Consider the following 16,989-nt stretch of genomic DNA (forward strand, 5'->3'; position numbering starts at 1 on the left):
ACAGAGCTAGAAAATTAAATGAAGATGCCACGGTTATTGCAGTTGGCTGTTATGTTCAGGCAGCAAAAGATGTGTTGGAACAGGATGATGCCATTGACATTGTTATTGGAAATAACAAAAAAAATAAAATTATAGATATTTTAAAAGAATATAATCAGGGTAAGAATATAGAAGATGAAGTTATTATAGATTTAAGTAAAGAAGCAAAATATGAGCCTCTTATGATAGAATCGGTAACTGAGAAAGTACGTGCCTATATTAAGATTCAAGACGGATGTAACCAATTCTGTTCTTATTGCATCATTCCTTATGCCAGAGGCAGGGTAAGAAGCAGAGATGAAGGGTCCATTATGGAAGAAGTAATGAATCTTGTTAAGAAAGGGTATAAAGAAATTGTTTTAACCGGAATACATTTAACTTCCTATGGTATTGATTTAGATGAAAAGAAAGAATCAAAGCTGTTAGAGCTTATTGTAAATCTTAGTTCAATTGATGGTTTGGAAAGAATTCGTCTGGGATCCTTAGAACCAAGAATAATTACCGAAGAATTTGCCAAGACTTTAGCTGTTAACAAAAAATTCTGCCCTCATTTTCATTTATCTTTACAAAGTGGGTCTGATGAAACACTAAAGCGGATGAATCGTAAATATTCTGCAAATGAGTATTATGAAAAATGTGAACTTTTAAGAAAATACTTTGATAATCCAGCTATTACAACAGATGTGATAGTAGGATTTCCCGGAGAAACAGAAGAAGAGTTTAAGGAAAGCAAACATTTCTTAGCAAAAGTCGCTTTTGCTCAAATGCATATCTTTAAATACTCCAAGAGAAACGGCACCAGAGCTTATAGTATGCCTAATCAGGTGAAAGAAGAGATAAAAGCAGAGCGTAGTAATATTCTTATTGATTTGAATTCAAAAATGATGGAAGACTATCACAATTCCTTCATTGGTAAAAATGAAAGAATTTTAATCGAAGAAATTATAGAAATTGACGGTAAGCAATATCAAATAGGGCACAATGAGAGGTATGTAAAATTAGCGATAAATGCTGAAAATACCTTGATTAATCAAATTGTAACCGTGAAAGTCATAAAAAATCTTACAAAAGAAATTATGTTCTGTGAAATAATGGATTGAAATTTCATTTGATTTATATTAATATAGATATAATACAATGTGCGAAATCATAATTATTGAGTTAGATCTAAATATTTATTCTCGTTTTAGCCTTTATTAAGTAGAATATGTATATAGCTTTCTAACCATTATGTTAAAAGAAGGACGTGATGAAATGCAGGAAATGAATCATACACAGTATTTTAAAGTGCAGAAAGAAAATGAAATTTCAGTAAGAGATATTATATCAACGGTATATATTGCAATGAAGGAAAAGGGTTATAATCCAATTAATCAAATTGTCGGATATATTATGTCGGGGGACCCCACATACATAACAAGCCACAAAGGTGCAAGAAGCTTGATTATGAAAGTTGAGAGAGATGAAATTCTGGAAGAATTGTTGACCAATTATATTAAACACAATGTAGCGAAATAATAGAACGACGTTAAAGAAAGTATGAAAAGGATTATAAAGCAGCCACATCTAATGCATAGGAACAGACTTGCAAGTAACAGATTTGAAAGAAGAGTGTCAAACCTGCAAGAAGAGAACAAATCTTTAAGAAGGGTAATAGATCTGTAAGCAGAGTATCAGTCTTGAAAGTAATAGAACTTTAAAACAGAGCAACGTATATGTAAACAGATGTGTACTGCAATAGGTATAAATATGAGAATAATGGGATTGGATTACGGCTCTGTCACAGTCGGAGTGGCTATTAGTGACGAGCTGTTAATAACCGCACAGGGAATCGAGACTATTCATCGAAAGCAGGAGAATAAGTTACGGCAAACTTTGGCAAGAATAGAAGAATTAATAAAAGTGTATGATGTGGAGCGTATTGTATTAGGCTATCCCAAGAATATGAACAATACCATTGGTGAACGGGCAATAAAATCGGAAGAATTTGCAGAGAGATTGAGAAATAGGACCGGATTAGAGGTTATTTTGTGGGATGAGAGGCTTACCACAGTAGCTGCCCATCAGATTTTGGACCTTGGAGATGTAAAGGTAAAAGATAGAAAGAAAGTAGTGGATAAAATAGCCGCGGTATTAATTTTACAAGGATATTTGGATTTGCTGAGTCAGCAAAGAGAAAATCGGGAAGATAGTGAATAGCAAGGAGCGAAATAATGGATAATAAAGTTATTTTTACTACTGACAATGATGAAACTGTAGAATTTCACGTGTTAGAGCAGACAAAATTAAATGGTAATACCTATCTTTTGGTTACGGATGCTAACGAAAACGATGAAGAAGGCAATGCTTATATATTAAAAGCTATATCTGAAGATACGGATGAATCAGTTGTTTATGATGTGGTAGAAGACGAAAAGGAACTGGGAGCAATTGCCAAAATATTTGAAGAATTATTAGATGATGTTAAAATTGAAACAGAATAATAAATTTGATTATAATTAGTGCGAACTATTCAATTAGATTATATGTATTTTAAATGATTTATCAAAAGGAAACCGGGAAGGTGATAAGAATGCCTGATAATCAAGAAAGATTTAAAATGTTGTTAAGACAAAAAGGGCTTAAGGTTACAACCCAAAGAATATTAATACTTGAGACGCTGGAAGACAGACCGGATGAACATTTAACTGCTGAAGAAATATATGAATGTGTAAAACAGGAGAATCCTGATATTGGATTAGCAACAGTTTATAGAACAATTCAATTATTATCTGAGTTAAACCTAATAGACAAATTAAATTTAGGTGATGGTTATGTGCGATATGAAATAGGTCATCATGGAGATGATGCAACAGTACACCATCATCATCATTTAATCTGTCTTGATTGTGGTAATGTATTTACGTTTCAGGACGATATGTTAGAAACCTTGGAGACAAGGATTCAGGATTCCATGGATTTTAAAGTCGTTGATCACGAAGTTAAATTGTATGGATACTGTAGAGACTGCCAAAAAAAGAATCAGGGTGAATAAAGCAAAATCATTTGAAGTTTTAATCTAATTAAATAAGGAGTGCACTGTAAATATAATGGACAATATTACATAAACTAACCATTGGAGGTGCAATCTTTTGAATGAACAGATAACAGACATAAAGGGAGTTAAGATAATTCCCTTAGGAGGACTTGAACAAATAGGAATGAATATGACTGCATTTGAATACGAAGATAGTATTATCGTTGTAGACTGCGGTTTATCATTTCCAGATGATGAAATGTTAGGAATCGATTTGGTTATCCCAGACGTTACCTACCTGAAAGATAATATTAGCAAAGTTAAAGGATTTGTTATAACTCACGGACATGAGGACCATATTGGTGCTTTACCATATGTATTAAGGGATATTAATGTTCCTATATATGCGACAAAGTTAACCATTGGTATTATTGAAAATAAATTCAAAGAACATAATCTTTTAAAAACTACAAAACGAAAAGTGATAAAATATGGACAATCTATTAATCTAGGTTGTTTTAGAATCGAATTCATTCGAACTAATCACAGTATATCAGATGCTGCAGCTTTTGCAATCTTTACACCTGCCGGAACCATTGTGCATACCGGAGACTTTAAGGTAGATTACACACCTGTATTCGGTAATATTATTGATTTACAGCGTTTCGGTGAATTAGGCAAAAAAGGTGTATTAGCTTTACTTTGCGACAGTACTAACGTTGAAAGACCTGGCTTTACTATGTCAGAAAAAACGGTGGGTAAGGTATTTGATAATATATTTGCAGATAATGTAAGAAGCAGAATTATTGTAGCTACATTTGCTTCCAACGTAGACAGAGTGCAACAGATTATTAACTCTGCTGCAAAGTTTGGAAGAAAAGTCGTAATTGAGGGAAGAAGTATGGTTAATATTATCTCAATTGCGCAAGATCTTGGTTACATTAATATACCGGATAATATTCTTATAGAGATTGAACAAATGAAGAATTATCCGGATGAACAATTAACTTTAATAACAACAGGCAGCCAGGGAGAATCCATGGCGGCGTTATCCAGAATGGCAGCTTCCATTCATAAAAAAGTTACCATTAAACCGGGAGATACGGTTATTTTCAGCTCCAATCCGATTCCGGGAAATGAAAAACAGGTATCAAAGGTTATCAATGAATTATCCATGAAGGGAGCTAAAGTTATATTCCAGGATACCCATGTATCCGGTCATGCCTGCCAGGAGGAAATTAAGCTGATTTATGCTTTAACGAAACCTCAATATGCAGTGCCAATTCATGGTGAATACAGACATCTGATGAAACACGCAGAATTAGCACAAACCATGGGAATACCAAAGGAAAATGTGTTTATTATATCTTCCGGCGATGTTTTAGAAATGTCAAAAGAAAAAGCTGGTTTAGTTGGTAAGGTTCCTGCACAGGGAGTGCTGGTTGACGGACTAGGTGTTGGCGATGTAGGTAACATTGTGCTTCGTGACAGACAGCATCTGGCAGAAAACGGTTTAATTATCGTTGTAGTTACCTTAGAAAAGTATTCAAACCAAATTCTTTCCGGACCTGATATTGTATCCAGAGGATTTGTATACGTAAGAGAGTCTGAAAACCTTATGGATGAAGCCAAAGAGGTTGTATACAGTGCCTTGGAAAGATGTTTAAACAAGAACACTTCGGATTGGGGTAAAATTAAATCAGAGGTAAAGGATTCCTTAAGTGATTATTTATGGAAGAGAACAAAGAGAAATCCTATGATTTTACCAATCATTATGGAAGTATAAATTAAAGGTATAATAGAAAATCAATTATAGGGGGATGGCTTATTATACTTAAAAGGAGATGGCAAGTATGGCTTCTAAGTCCACATCACAAAATGCATTAAAAATACTTAGTTTCATAATTCGAATGTTGCTAAATATTATATTTTATATAGCTGTTATTTATTTTATAGCAAAGATTAGTCAACTGACTTATGACTTTACCTATCAAATCTTTGGACAGGTGACGAAAGAAGAAGCACCGGGACGGGATGTGGAGATTCAGATTAAAAAAGGTGAATCTACAATGAATGTAGCAAGCAAGTTGGAAGTAAACAGGGTAATCGTGAATAAATACTCTTTTTATGTAAAAGCCAAACTTAAGAAGTATGTTATTATGCCAGGTGTTTATACGGTAAATACTTCTATGACCTATGATGAGATATTTTCTATTATTACGGTTCCGTCCACAGAAGAAGAGATAGAATAGACTTATTTTATTTCGTGGAAATGGCATCAATATGGATTTTATTCCATGAAAACATATTTTCATGGAAAACCAAATTGTTGACGAAACCGAAAAACAGTATTAAAATTAGAGGCGAATCGTAGTAAATCTGCAACGATTCGCCCTTTGTTCATAAAACACAAAAAGTTAAGGGAATTGGCGGTACTACATACCAAAGTATTTCCTTATTTTACAATAGGGAGCATACCATGATAGTTGACGAAAGAATTACAGATTACATGAATTCATTAGTTCAGGAATTACCGCCTTATTTAAGGGAACTGGAGAAAACAGCTCTACTGGAAGGTATTCCAATTATAAGAAAAGAAACTCAGACATTTTTAAAGGTATTAATATCCATGAAACAACCTAAAAGAATTCTGGAAGTAGGAACAGCAGTGGGTTTTTCGTCTCTTTTCATGAGTGAATATATGCCGGAAGGCTGTTCTATTACCACTATAGAAAAGATGCCGCTGCGTCTTGAAAAGGCAAAAAAGAATTTTTTGGAGGCAACCGTAGGAGAAATGGTCACACTGCTTGAAGGAGATGCCTTAATAATATTAGGCAATCTTGCTAAGACCGAACCATTTGCTTTTGATTTTATCTTTATGGATGCTGCTAAGGCGCAATACATGAACTTTTTACCGGAAGTTATGAAGTTATTACCTGTTGGAGGGGTCTTGATAACAGATAATGTGCTACAGGATGGAACCGTAGCAGAGTCCCGATACAGTATTACAAGAAGAGATCGAACCATCCATTCAAGAATGCGAGAATATTTATTTGCCTTAACCCATATGGAGGAATTGGAAACGTCAATTGTTCCTGTAGGAGATGGGGTAACGGTAAGTGTTAAAATAAAGTAAAGAGATATTATGTTGAAACGATATTATGTTAAAATGATATTATATTGAAGTTGAAAAAGAGATATAGAAAGGATACCACAATAGATTTATTTCAAAATGTGAAGAAAAAGCACCTTCTTAAATAGAAGACCATGTCTTCGGTTAGAAGAGCTCCAGAATGAAATTCCAAATAAATTTGGAAAGTGAAATTTATTTAGAATTCCATTTTGCTTCATTTATTATTTGTGGAAATATTACATCGGTCCAGAGCATCAAATAGGAACATAAATGTAATATATAATTGGTGTAAACATGAGAGAATATAAAAAACCAGAGTTATTAATTCCATCCAGTAATTTAGAAGTTTTAAAAGCTGCAATTATGTATGGCGCAGATGCAGTATATATTGGCGGAGAAATGTATGGATTAAGAGCAAAAGCAAAGAACTTTAGTAATGAGGATATGAAAGCAGGTATAGAATTTGCACATTCTTATGGCAAAAAGGTATATGTAACAGCTAATATCACCGCTCATAATGAAGATTTGTCCGGTGTCAGAAAGTATTTTAAAGAATTAAGAGAAATCAAACCGGATGCACTTATTATTTCTGATCCCGGCGTGTTTGAGATTGCAAAAGAAGAAGTACCTGATATTGATATCCATATCAGTACACAGGCAAATAATGTGAACTATGGTACTTATCGCTTCTGGCACAGGATGGGTGCCACCAGAGTAGTATCTGCAAGAGAATTATCTTTAGAAGAAATTAAATCTATTCGGGAAAATATTCCTGATGACTTGGAAATTGAAACTTTTATCCATGGAGCTATGTGTATTGCTTATTCCGGAAGATGTTTATTAAGTAATTACTTCACCGGAAGAGATGCAAACCGGGGAGCCTGTACTCATGCCTGCCGTTGGAAATACCATATTTCAGAGGAAACCCGTCCGGGAGAATATCTTCCAATTGAAGAAAATGAAAGAGGAACTTATATCTTCAATTCAAAAGATTTATGTATGATTGAATATATTCCAGAATTAATTAATGCAGGGATAGACAGCTTCAAAATAGAAGGCAGAATGAAGACAGCTTTATATGTAGCAGCAGTTACCAGAACCTATCGTAAAGCCATTGATGATTTCTTCGAATCTCCTATCAAATATCAGGAGAACATTCCGTATTACAAAGAAGAAATATCAAAATGCACTTACAGACAATTTACTACCGGATTCTTCTTCCAAAAGCCGGACGAGGATGCTCAAATATACGATAATAATACTTATGTAAAAGAATATACTTACCTGGGAATTATTAACGGAAAGAATGAAGACGGCCTATACGAATTAGAACAAAGAAATAAATTTTCTGTAGGGGAAGAAATTGAAGTAATGAAGCCCGACGGAAGGAATCTTATAGTAACCGTAAAGAGAATTACAGACGAAAATGGAGAGGATATGGATAGTTGTCCTCATCCAAAGCAAAGGATATTCGTAGACTTTGGAGTAGAAATTGATGCCTACGATATATTGAGAAGAAAAGAAGAATATAGAAACCAGGAAGTAAATAATTAATATTAATTTCTTCTCACTAACAGGTTTAAATTATAAACCCCACCCTCGCCTTGGAGTAATTCAATGTACAATTAATTAGGTCACATATTATAGAACGCCTTGGATTCATATTAAATTTACAGGATGTTTATCACAGACTTATGATTATAAATCGAAGCTGCTAACAGAAAGTTAGCAGCTTCCTTATCATAGGAATCTTAAGTTTAATACTTAAGATGATAAAAAATAAAGAATTAGTGTTTATCATTAAGAATTGCTTTTCCTTCGGTGTCAAATATTTTAATATTTGCAGCACCAGGATCTTTTTTATAAAATCGATATACAGATAATACATATTTTATGTTGCTTATATTTTCACTAATTGTAATATTGTCAATTGAAAATTCTACTTTATGAGCATTTAAAGAAGAATTATCACCGTATAATACAATTAATGCTTCCTCTGGATTACCGGTATTATATGTATTAAAAAATTTAGTTGATGAAAAAGCTTCACCTATAGGCCTATAATAATTTCTAAACATACGGTATTGAGTAAACCATTTCATAAAAATATCGCCATTATCAACCTGATATAATACAAACAGGTCATTTTCATTTCTTTCTCTTCGCAATATTTTTACTTCTTTTTCATTTTTTTTAAAAAAATTAATTAACGATTGATCATTATTTTTAACCGATTTATTTGATATTATTATTATAGAAATAAATATAAATAATATTGAGACTGATATGATTATAAAAAATTTTTTCAAAATAAACTCCATTCTTTACACTTTTAAAATCTAATATCCAAACCCATCAAGTGTTACATTTAGAGACCATTGTTTGGCTACGCCAGTAAGAGAAAAACCAGCACTTACACCACCTATACTTGCATTAACAGATATTGAACCTGAATGTGTTTGATATAAGAAATGTAAATGAGTTACAACTTAATTATATAATATATGGAAAATATGTCAATATTAATTCAAACACCAATATATGATAATTAAGACCTGATTTTTACATAATACTAATTTCGTTTTGAAAAAGGACTTTACAGTTTATACCAATAATGAACCTTATCAACACTTGTAAAAAATGTTTAGTTTTTACCATGGAGAAGTTTAAATAGCAAACATTACATTTGACTTCACAAAGTGGTATTAATCTTTACTATTGAATATTATTGCTGATTGTCGTTTATTTAATTGCATAATAAGAATTGCTTTGCTATTTAATATTCAATCATTCTTGTGACAGAGTTTGTGTTCAAAAATAAATATTTTTTCATTGCATTTTACTTGCAAACATGCTACAATAAGCCGAATTATTAACAGAAAGGTTGTGATGTTAGGGTTGGAGAAAAAGCTGACTTTGTATGGCTTTAACAACCTCACAAAAACACTTAGCTTCAACATTTATGATGTTTGCTATGCAAAAAGTGAGAGAGAACAAAAGGATTATATTGCATACATTGATGAACAATATAATTCAGAAAGATTAACAAAAATCTTATGTGACGTAACAGACAAAATAGGCGCACAAGTATTAAATATTTCCAAGCAGGACTACGATCCGCAGGGGGCTTCTGTAAATATTTTAATTGCAGAAGAAAAACTTTCACCTGAGAATATTGATGAATCTTGCAATCAGGGGAAATATCACATTGAGCAAGGTAACTTTGTACATGCTCATTTGGATAAGAGCCATGTTACAGTCCACACTTTTCCAGAGTATCATCCGGATAATTCCATTTCCACTTTTCGTGTAGATATTGATGTATCTACCTGTGGTGAAATATCGCCACTGAATACGCTGGATTATTTAATTGGTAGCTTTGATTCGGATATTATTACAATCGATTATAGAGTCAGAGGATTTACCAGGGATGTTGAAGGTAAAAAGTTCTATATTGATCATGATATTACTTCTATTCAAGATTATATTGACGATAGTACCTTAAAAAAATATGATGCAATTGACGTGAATGTTTATCAATCAAACATTTTTCATACGAAAATGCTCATTAAAGAGATTGAGCTGCAGAATTATCTTTTCAATAAAGATGTGTACGAATTGCCGCCAAAACAGAGACTGGAAATAACCAACAGCCTGCGTAAAGAGATGATTGAAATATTTAGCGGCATGAATATATACTAGAATTATTTTCAATGAGATATTTGATGATTGGAAATTAATAGTGTACTTCAATTTTACGTAAGAAAAATATTGGAATAAATGGTTCTAATTATGCAAAGATGAATACGAATAGACTAAGATGCAGTATTCACACATATTTATTATAGTTAATATATGTTGGAATAGATAGTGCTTATATATATTTCCAACTTTTCCATGAGCTTATGCCAAAGGCTAAACTCATGTATTGAAAGGTATGGGTGTTAAATGAATATACTTTTGCAGCAAAAGGCGCCTATACACGAGGCGCTACAAAGACATAAGTTAAATCGTGTAGTTCCTTTTGACGTGCCCGGACATAAAGGAGGAAGAGGCAATAAAGAATTAACCGATTTCCTGGGAGAAAAGTGTTTAAAATTAGATGTAAATTCTATGAAACCTTTAGACAACCTTACTCATCCTGTTTCAGTGATTAAGGAAGCAGAAGAAATCGCGGCAGATGCCTTTGGTGCAAAAGCAGCTTTCTTTATTGTAAATGGTACCACAGCTTCCGTGCAAGGGATGATTATGTCCGTTTGCAAAGCAGGGGATAAAATAATTATGCCTCGAAATGTACACAGAAGTGCAATCAATGCGCTGGTTGTGTGTGGCGCAGTACCGATATATGTAAATCCGGGCGTGAATAAGAATTTAGGAATTCCATTGGGTATGTCTGTAGCAGATGTGGAAAAAGCCATAAAAGAGAATCCGGATGCGAAAGCAATCCTGGTGAATAACCCCACTTACTATGGCATCTGCTCTAATTTAAGAGAAATTGTAAGGATTGCACATAGTAATAATATAAAAGTTCTTGTGGACGAAGCACATGGAACACATTTTTATTTTGGTGAGAACATGCCTGTATCAGCAATGGCAGCCGGAGCGGATATGGCAGCTGTAAGCATGCATAAGACAGGAGGTTCTTTAACCCAAAGCTCTTTTTTATTATGCGGAGAAGGTGTAAACCCTGATTATGTGAGACAGATAATCAATCTTACTCAGACAACCAGCGGGTCTTATTTGCTTATGGTTTCATTGGATATAGCCAGAAAGAACCTAAGTTTAAACGGAAAAGAAATATTTAAAAAGACAGTGGAGCTTGCAAAATATGCAAGAGGAGAAATTAATAAATTAGGCGGCTATTATGCATTTGCAGAGGAAATCATTAATGGAGATACCACCTATGACTTTGATCCCACCAAACTATCCGTTCATACCAGAAAAGTGGGACTTGCCGGCGTTGAAGTTTATGATTTGCTAAGAGATGAGTATGGCATTCAGGTGGAATTTGGTGATATCAGTAATTTCCTTGCCATTGTATCTGCCGGAGACAGAGAATTTGAAATTGAGCGGTTAATTGCCTCCTTATCAGAAATTAAAAGATTATATGGAAAAGATGACATATCGGGAATGCTAGACCATGAATACATCAATCCGGATGTTGCCATGATCCCTCAAAAGGCCTTCTATGGCGTTAAAAAATCCTTGCCTATACAAGAAAGCATTGGAGAAGTCTGCGGTGAATTTGTTATGTGCTATCCTCCGGGAATACCCATATTAGCCCCAGGCGAGAGAATTACGGAAGAAGTAATACAGTATATTCAATATGCCAAGGAAAAGGGAAGCTTTCTAACAGGAACAGAGGATTTGAACGTTGAAAATATTAATGTAGTTCTGAAATAATATTTTAATAGTGTCATTGTGAATGTTATCAAGGTCATACTATAGATGAATGATAGTTTTAGATTCTTCAGGAAAGACGTAGGATGGGCAAATAGGCTTGGAATGATTGAGAAAGACTTTAGAAAGACAAAGACTTTAGAAAGACAAAGACTTTAGAAAGACAAGGACTTAGAATAATCAGTATAAGCTTAAAATACCAGTATAAGCTTGGAATAATCGGATAAACTCACAGTGACAGAAATGAAAGGAGGCTGAACCATGGATTTATGGTATACGGAAAAACACTCGAAATATGCTCAATTCTCTATAAAGATCGACAGGCAGTTAGTCAGTGTAAAAAGTGATTTCCAAAGAATTGACGTATTTGAATCAAAAGGCTTTGGAAGGATTCTAACTTTAGACGGTTTTTTAATGGTCACAGAAAAAGATGAATTTATTTACCATGACATGATTACCCATATTCCAATGGCTGCAAATCCCAATATCAAAAAAGTATTAGTCATTGGAGCGGGAGATGGTGGAACAGTGCGGGAACTGCTTCGTTATCAAACCATTGAACATATTGATATGGTAGAAATAGATGAAGAAGTAGTGAAAGTATGCAAAGAATATCTCCCTTTCACTGCTTGCGGACTAAATGATAAGAGAGTTCATCTGTACTTTGAAGATGGCCTTAAATTTGTCCGTAGAAAAGAAGGAGAGTATGATTTAATCCTTGTTGATTCTACGGATCCTTTCGGACCTGGTGAAGGTTTATTCACCAAAGAATTTTACGGTAATTGCTATAAAGCTTTAAATGAAACAGGAATTCTGGTAAATCAGCATGAAAGTGTTTATTATGAATCATATGCAGTTTCCATGAAACGGGCACATCAAAGGATAAAGGAATACTTTCCTATTGCAAAGGTTTATCAGGCGCATATTCCTACTTATCCATCAGGGCACTGGCTATTTGGATTTGCATCAAAAAAATATGATCCCGTAAAGGATTTAGATACAGATAAATGGAATGAGTTAGGAATAAAGACAAAGTATTATAATACAGATCTACACAAAGGGGCATTTGCCTTACCCAATTATGTAAAGGAGCAATTAGAAGATGAATAAAAATATTCATACATTTATTGGTTGTGACAGTGAGTATGATGAAAGTAAAATAGTACTATTTGGAGCACCTTTTGATAGTACTACTTCCTATCGCCCCGGTACAAGATTTGCTAGTTCCGCCATACGTAACGAAAGCTTTGGTATTGAAACTTACAGTCCATATGTGGACAAGGATTTAACCGATTACAAGATATTTGACGGCGGTGATTTAGAGCTGACTTTTGGTAATCCTAAAAGAGCTTTGGAAGATATTAAAGATTTTACTTCACAAGTTATAAAAGACGGCAAGATTCCCTTTATGATTGGAGGAGAGCATCTTGTAACTTTAGGAGCTGTAAGTGCCGCGGTAAAGGCATATGAAGACTTGCATATCATTCACTTTGATGCCCATGCCGATTTAAGAGAAGATTACTTAGGGGAAACCTTATCCCATGCTTCTGTTATGAGAAGATGCTGGGACTTAGTAGGTGATAACAAAATCTTTCAATTTGGCATCAGAAGCGGTGACAGAGAAGAGTTTCGGTGGGGTAAGGATCATGTAAAAACTACCAAGTTCACGCTTGAAGGCTTGGAAGAAGTAACAGAAAGCCTGAAAGGAAAACCGGTATACTTTACTATTGATCTGGATGTTTTAGACCCTAGCGCATTCCCGGGAACGGGAACACCGGAAGCTGGCGGCATAACTTTCCTTGATTTATTAAATGCGGTGAAAAAAGTAAGTAAATTAAATATTGTAGGCCTTGATATGAACGAACTGTCGCCTATATATGACCAAAGCGGGGCATCTACTGCACTGGCTTGTAAATTGGTTAGGGAGATACTTTTATTGTTGGCTTAATAACAAATAATGATTAACAGTAAACTTTTATGTCTGGCTAAGCTATCTATTTAAAAGTGTCAGAGCATATCAGATAGAAGTATAAATTCTTAAGTAAATTTATATCTAAGAAAGCTTTGTCCTCAAATTAATATGTTTAGTAAAAATATGAACTGTATTGATATACTTGAAGCTATTATAAAAAACACCTAATAAAAACGGAGGTAAATTAAATGGGAAAAGCGTTAATTATTGGTGCTGGTGGAGTTGCCAGTGTTGTTGTTCATAAATGTTGCCAGAATTCTGAGGTATTTGAAGAAATCTGTATCGCAAGCAGAACCAAATCAAAATGTGATGAATTAAAAGAAAAATTACAGGGTGGAAAAACAAAAATTACAACTGCGCAGGTAGATGCAGATAATACGGAAGAAATGATTGGGTTAATAAACAGTTTTAGACCGGACATTGTTATTAATGTAGCTCTGCCTTATCAGGATTTAACCATAATGGATGCTTGCCTTGCAACAAAAACAAACTATATGGATACTGCTAACTATGAACCACTAGATACCGCTAAATTTGAATACAAATGGCAGTGGGCATATAAGGAAAAGTTCAAAGAAGCAGGCATTACCGCTTTGCTTGGAAGCGGATTTGACCCGGGTGTTACCGGCGTATTCTCAGCTTATGCTATGAAACATCAATTTGATGAAATACATCAAATTGATATTCTGGATGCCAATGCAGGGGATCATGGATATCCATTTGCAACAAACTTTAATCCGGAAATCAATATTAGAGAAGTAACTGCCAATGGAAGTTTTTTTGAAAATGGCGAGTTTATCGAAACCGAACCTATGTCCATTAAAAGAGTGTATAACTTCCCTGAAATCGGTGAAAAAGATATGTTTTTATTACATCATGAAGAAATGGAGTCCCTTGCTTTAAATATCAAGGGGATTAAAAAGATTCGTTTCTGGATGACGTTTTCACAAAATTATTTAACTCATTTAAAATGCCTTGAAAATGTGGGAATGACTTCTATTGAACCAATTGAATTTGAAGGACATCAAATTGTTCCTCTGCAATTTTTAAAGGCAGTTTTACCAGACCCAGCATCCTTAGGGCCAAGAACAAAGGGAAAAACAAACATCGGATGTATCTTCCAGGGTATTAAGGACGGAAAAGAAAAGACTTATTATTTATATAATGTTTGTGATCATGAAGAATGCTACAAAGAAGTTGGTTCTCAGGCAATATCATACACTACCGGTGTTCCTGCTATGATTGGTGCTATGATGGTAATGACCGGAAAGTGGAAGAAACCAGGGGTATTCAACATTGAAGAATTCGATCCGGACCCATTTATGGAGGCTTTGAATAAATTTGGATTACCTTGGCAGGAAAGCTTTAATCCAGATTTAGTAGAATAGGAAATGACAATGAATATAGATTTTATCAACATACCAACACCTGTTTATGTAGTAGACGAAAGATTGCTAAAGAAAAATTTAGAGATATTAAAATACGTATCGGATCAGACCGGCTGTAAAATCCTGCTGGCACAAAAAGCTTTTTCCATGTATGCAGCCTATCCTCTAATAGGAAAATACCTTCAGGGAACAACGGCAAGCTCCTTATTTGAAGCAAGGCTTGGAAAAGAAGAAATGGAAGGTGAAGTGCATATTTTCTCTCCGGCTTATAAAGAAGAGGATATGAATGAAATCCTATCTATTTGTGACCATATTGTATTCAATTCCTTTTCCCAATGGAAAAAGTATAAAAACAAGGTGAAGGAAACAGACAGAAAGATAGAATGTGGTATCCGTATCAATCCGGAATACTCTGAAATTGAAACGGATATGTATAACCCATGTTTCACTGGTTCCAGATTAGGTGTTACTCTATCTCAATTTGAACCGGAAGAAATGGAGGGCATTGACGGACTTCATTTTCATACCATGTGCGAGCAAAATTCCGATGTATTGGAACGTACCGTTAAGGTGGTAGACGAAAAGTTCGGTAAATACATTGCTAAATGCAAATGGATTAATTTTGGCGGCGGACATCATATTACCAGACCAGATTATGACTTGGTTACATTGATTCGCTCTATAAAGTTTATGAAAGAAAAATACGGCGTAGAAGTCTATTTAGAACCCGGTGAAGCGGTAGCACTAAATGCCGGATATTTAGTTTCTAAAGTACTAGACACCCTTCACAATGACATTGATCTTGCCATACTTGATACTTCAGCAGCCTGCCACATGCCTGATATATTAGAAATGCCCTATCGCCCAAATATAATTGATTCTGGTCAACCGGGAGAACATCCATATACCTACAGACTTGGCGGACCTACCTGTTTAGCCGGTGATATAATAGGAGACTATTCCTTCAAAAACCCACTAAAACCAGGAGACACTCTAGTTTTTTGCGACATGGCCATCTATACCATGGTAAAAAACAATACCTTTAACGGAATTAGTTTACCAGCAATTGCACTATATAGCGAGGAAAATAAATTACAAATAATAAAGGAATTTGGATACAAAGACTTCAAAATGAGGCTATCATAGATTCTTAATTAAATAAAAATTTAGACTACGAACAATAGTACGCTTTGCCTGAGGGTATAGAGAACTCAGAAAGTGTTACTAGGGCTTTCATAATGACTTAATTTATGTTTTGTAAGGATAACGTGGTGTATAAGATAAATTTTGCTACCTTTCCCTCGTGCGGCATGGCCTTTGTAGAGCCTCAAAGCGCATGACAAGTATCGCAGAGGGCGATACTTGTCACAGAGTCTCTAGTCGGCCATAAACAGCCTTCTCGGCCGGATGACGCCAAATTTATCTTATACACCACGTTATCCTAATTTACTTTATTAAGAGTCATTACGAAAACCCCAGTAATACTTTCTGAGTTCAATTTACGTTGTTCTGGCAAAGCTGTTTACTGAATTTGTTTTTGTAAATCAGCTGATAACTTAGCAATACAAGTAAAATATACTTAATTTGTTATGCCAACAATTTTATGATTTTATTAAAATGCCTTTTATAAGCTAGTATCCTACTATAAAGAAATACTATTAAAGAAAAGCACCGCGAAAATATATATCTTCGCATATAAGATATTGTCTGACGACATTATCTTATTCCTGTTGGTAACTAATGCTTTCATGTATCATTAGTACCCGGAGTAAAAAGCTTAGAACATATCCAAATTTTAAATAGCAAAAAGCTTTACACTTTCTATATTTTTTCTAAATTATACACGTATATTTTAAATTCTATTGGGAATTAAAATCTATAATAATTTATAGATTTAGAACTTTTATATATCTTGGTGTCAATAGAAATGATTGACCAGACTGAGGATTAATTTTTTAAGAAATATTTCTTTATCACAAAGTACTATGAATCTTATAAAAAAGCTACTTATTTCAATACACAGCTTTGCCCTTCATAAACT

General features: G+C 34.2%; 16 protein-coding genes. 15 read left to right on the forward strand and 1 reads right to left on the reverse strand.

The features are described 5' to 3' along the window. The 9 genes from mtaB to RT261_RS11805 all read left to right on the forward strand — a co-directional run. A partial coding sequence (gene mtaB / locus RT261_RS11765) for a tRNA (N(6)-L-threonylcarbamoyladenosine(37)-C(2))-methylthiotransferase MtaB (RefSeq protein WP_313132700.1) occupies window positions 1–1,139 on the forward strand: 1,139 nt, incomplete at its 5' end. A gap of 154 nt (window positions 1,140–1,293) precedes the next feature. Then, complete coding sequence (locus tag RT261_RS11770) at window positions 1,294–1,557, forward strand: IreB family regulatory phosphoprotein (RefSeq protein WP_313132723.1); 264 nt, start codon at window positions 1,294–1,296, stop codon at window positions 1,555–1,557. Window positions 1,558–1,788: 231 nt separating this feature from the next. Then, window positions 1,789–2,238: a Holliday junction resolvase RuvX gene (gene ruvX / locus RT261_RS11775; protein WP_313132701.1), complete on the forward strand. Its 450-nt coding sequence runs from the start codon at window positions 1,789–1,791 to the stop codon at window positions 2,236–2,238. A gap of 14 nt (window positions 2,239–2,252) precedes the next feature. Continuing rightward, window positions 2,253–2,522, forward strand: a complete 270-nt coding sequence (locus tag RT261_RS11780; RefSeq protein ID WP_313132702.1) for a DUF1292 domain-containing protein — start codon at window positions 2,253–2,255, stop codon at window positions 2,520–2,522. Window positions 2,523–2,575: 53 nt separating this feature from the next. Further along, entirely contained in the window at window positions 2,576–3,073 is a 498-nt protein-coding gene (locus RT261_RS11785; RefSeq protein WP_331665471.1) for a Fur family transcriptional regulator, read from the forward strand. Window positions 3,074–3,170: 97 nt separating this feature from the next. Continuing rightward, window positions 3,171–4,841: a ribonuclease J gene (locus RT261_RS11790; RefSeq protein ID WP_313132703.1), complete on the forward strand. Its 1,671-nt coding sequence runs from the start codon at window positions 3,171–3,173 to the stop codon at window positions 4,839–4,841. A gap of 67 nt (window positions 4,842–4,908) precedes the next feature. Further along, window positions 4,909–5,307, forward strand: coding sequence for a hypothetical protein (locus tag RT261_RS11795; protein ID WP_313132704.1), 399 nt, complete (start codon window positions 4,909–4,911; stop codon window positions 5,305–5,307). A gap of 227 nt (window positions 5,308–5,534) precedes the next feature. Further along, window positions 5,535–6,191, forward strand: coding sequence for an O-methyltransferase (locus tag RT261_RS11800; protein ID WP_313132705.1), 657 nt, complete (start codon window positions 5,535–5,537; stop codon window positions 6,189–6,191). Window positions 6,192–6,482: 291 nt separating this feature from the next. Continuing rightward, entirely contained in the window at window positions 6,483–7,742 is a 1,260-nt protein-coding gene (locus RT261_RS11805) for a peptidase U32 family protein (RefSeq protein ID WP_313132706.1), read from the forward strand. A 233-nt stretch (window positions 7,743–7,975) separates the two neighbouring features. On the opposite strand, the gene RT261_RS11810 is transcribed toward RT261_RS11805, so the two are convergent. Beyond that, window positions 7,976–8,497 (reverse strand): hypothetical protein, encoded by a 522-nt coding sequence (locus RT261_RS11810; protein ID WP_313132707.1) that lies wholly within the window; start codon window positions 8,495–8,497, stop codon window positions 7,976–7,978. A gap of 589 nt (window positions 8,498–9,086) precedes the next feature. Between RT261_RS11810 and speD the strand changes: the two genes are divergently transcribed. The 6 genes from speD to nspC all read left to right on the forward strand — a co-directional run bounded on the left by speD (window position 9,087) and on the right by nspC (window position 16,094). Then, window positions 9,087–9,890 (forward strand): adenosylmethionine decarboxylase, encoded by an 804-nt coding sequence (speD, locus tag RT261_RS11815; RefSeq protein WP_334308249.1) that lies wholly within the window; start codon window positions 9,087–9,089, stop codon window positions 9,888–9,890. Between the two features lie 246 nt (window positions 9,891–10,136). Then, window positions 10,137–11,591 carry an aminotransferase class I/II-fold pyridoxal phosphate-dependent enzyme gene (locus tag RT261_RS11820; RefSeq protein ID WP_313132709.1) on the forward strand — a complete coding sequence of 485 codons (1,455 nt, stop codon included), beginning with the start codon at window positions 10,137–10,139 and terminating at the stop codon, window positions 11,589–11,591. 258 nt (window positions 11,592–11,849) lie between these two features. Further along, window positions 11,850–12,698: a polyamine aminopropyltransferase gene (gene speE, locus RT261_RS11825; RefSeq protein WP_313132710.1), complete on the forward strand. Its 849-nt coding sequence runs from the start codon at window positions 11,850–11,852 to the stop codon at window positions 12,696–12,698. Next, the gene (speB, locus tag RT261_RS11830; protein WP_313132711.1) at window positions 12,691–13,536 is read left to right on the forward strand and encodes an agmatinase; all 846 of its coding nucleotides are present in this window, start codon (window positions 12,691–12,693) and stop codon (window positions 13,534–13,536) included. Before speE ends, speB begins: the two co-directional genes overlap by 8 nt. Window positions 13,537–13,748: 212 nt before the next feature. Beyond that, window positions 13,749–14,948, forward strand: a complete 1,200-nt coding sequence (locus RT261_RS11835) for a saccharopine dehydrogenase family protein (protein ID WP_313132713.1) — start codon at window positions 13,749–13,751, stop codon at window positions 14,946–14,948. Window positions 14,949–14,957: 9 nt separating this feature from the next. Continuing rightward, window positions 14,958–16,094: a carboxynorspermidine decarboxylase gene (gene nspC, locus RT261_RS11840; protein WP_331665472.1), complete on the forward strand. Its 1,137-nt coding sequence runs from the start codon at window positions 14,958–14,960 to the stop codon at window positions 16,092–16,094. The last annotated feature ends 895 nt before the right edge of the window (window positions 16,095–16,989 follow it).

The sequence above is a fragment of the Anaerocolumna sp. genome (assembly GCF_032079385.1).
In the GTDB taxonomy this organism is placed as follows: Bacteria; Bacillota; Clostridia; order Lachnospirales; family Lachnospiraceae; genus Anaerocolumna.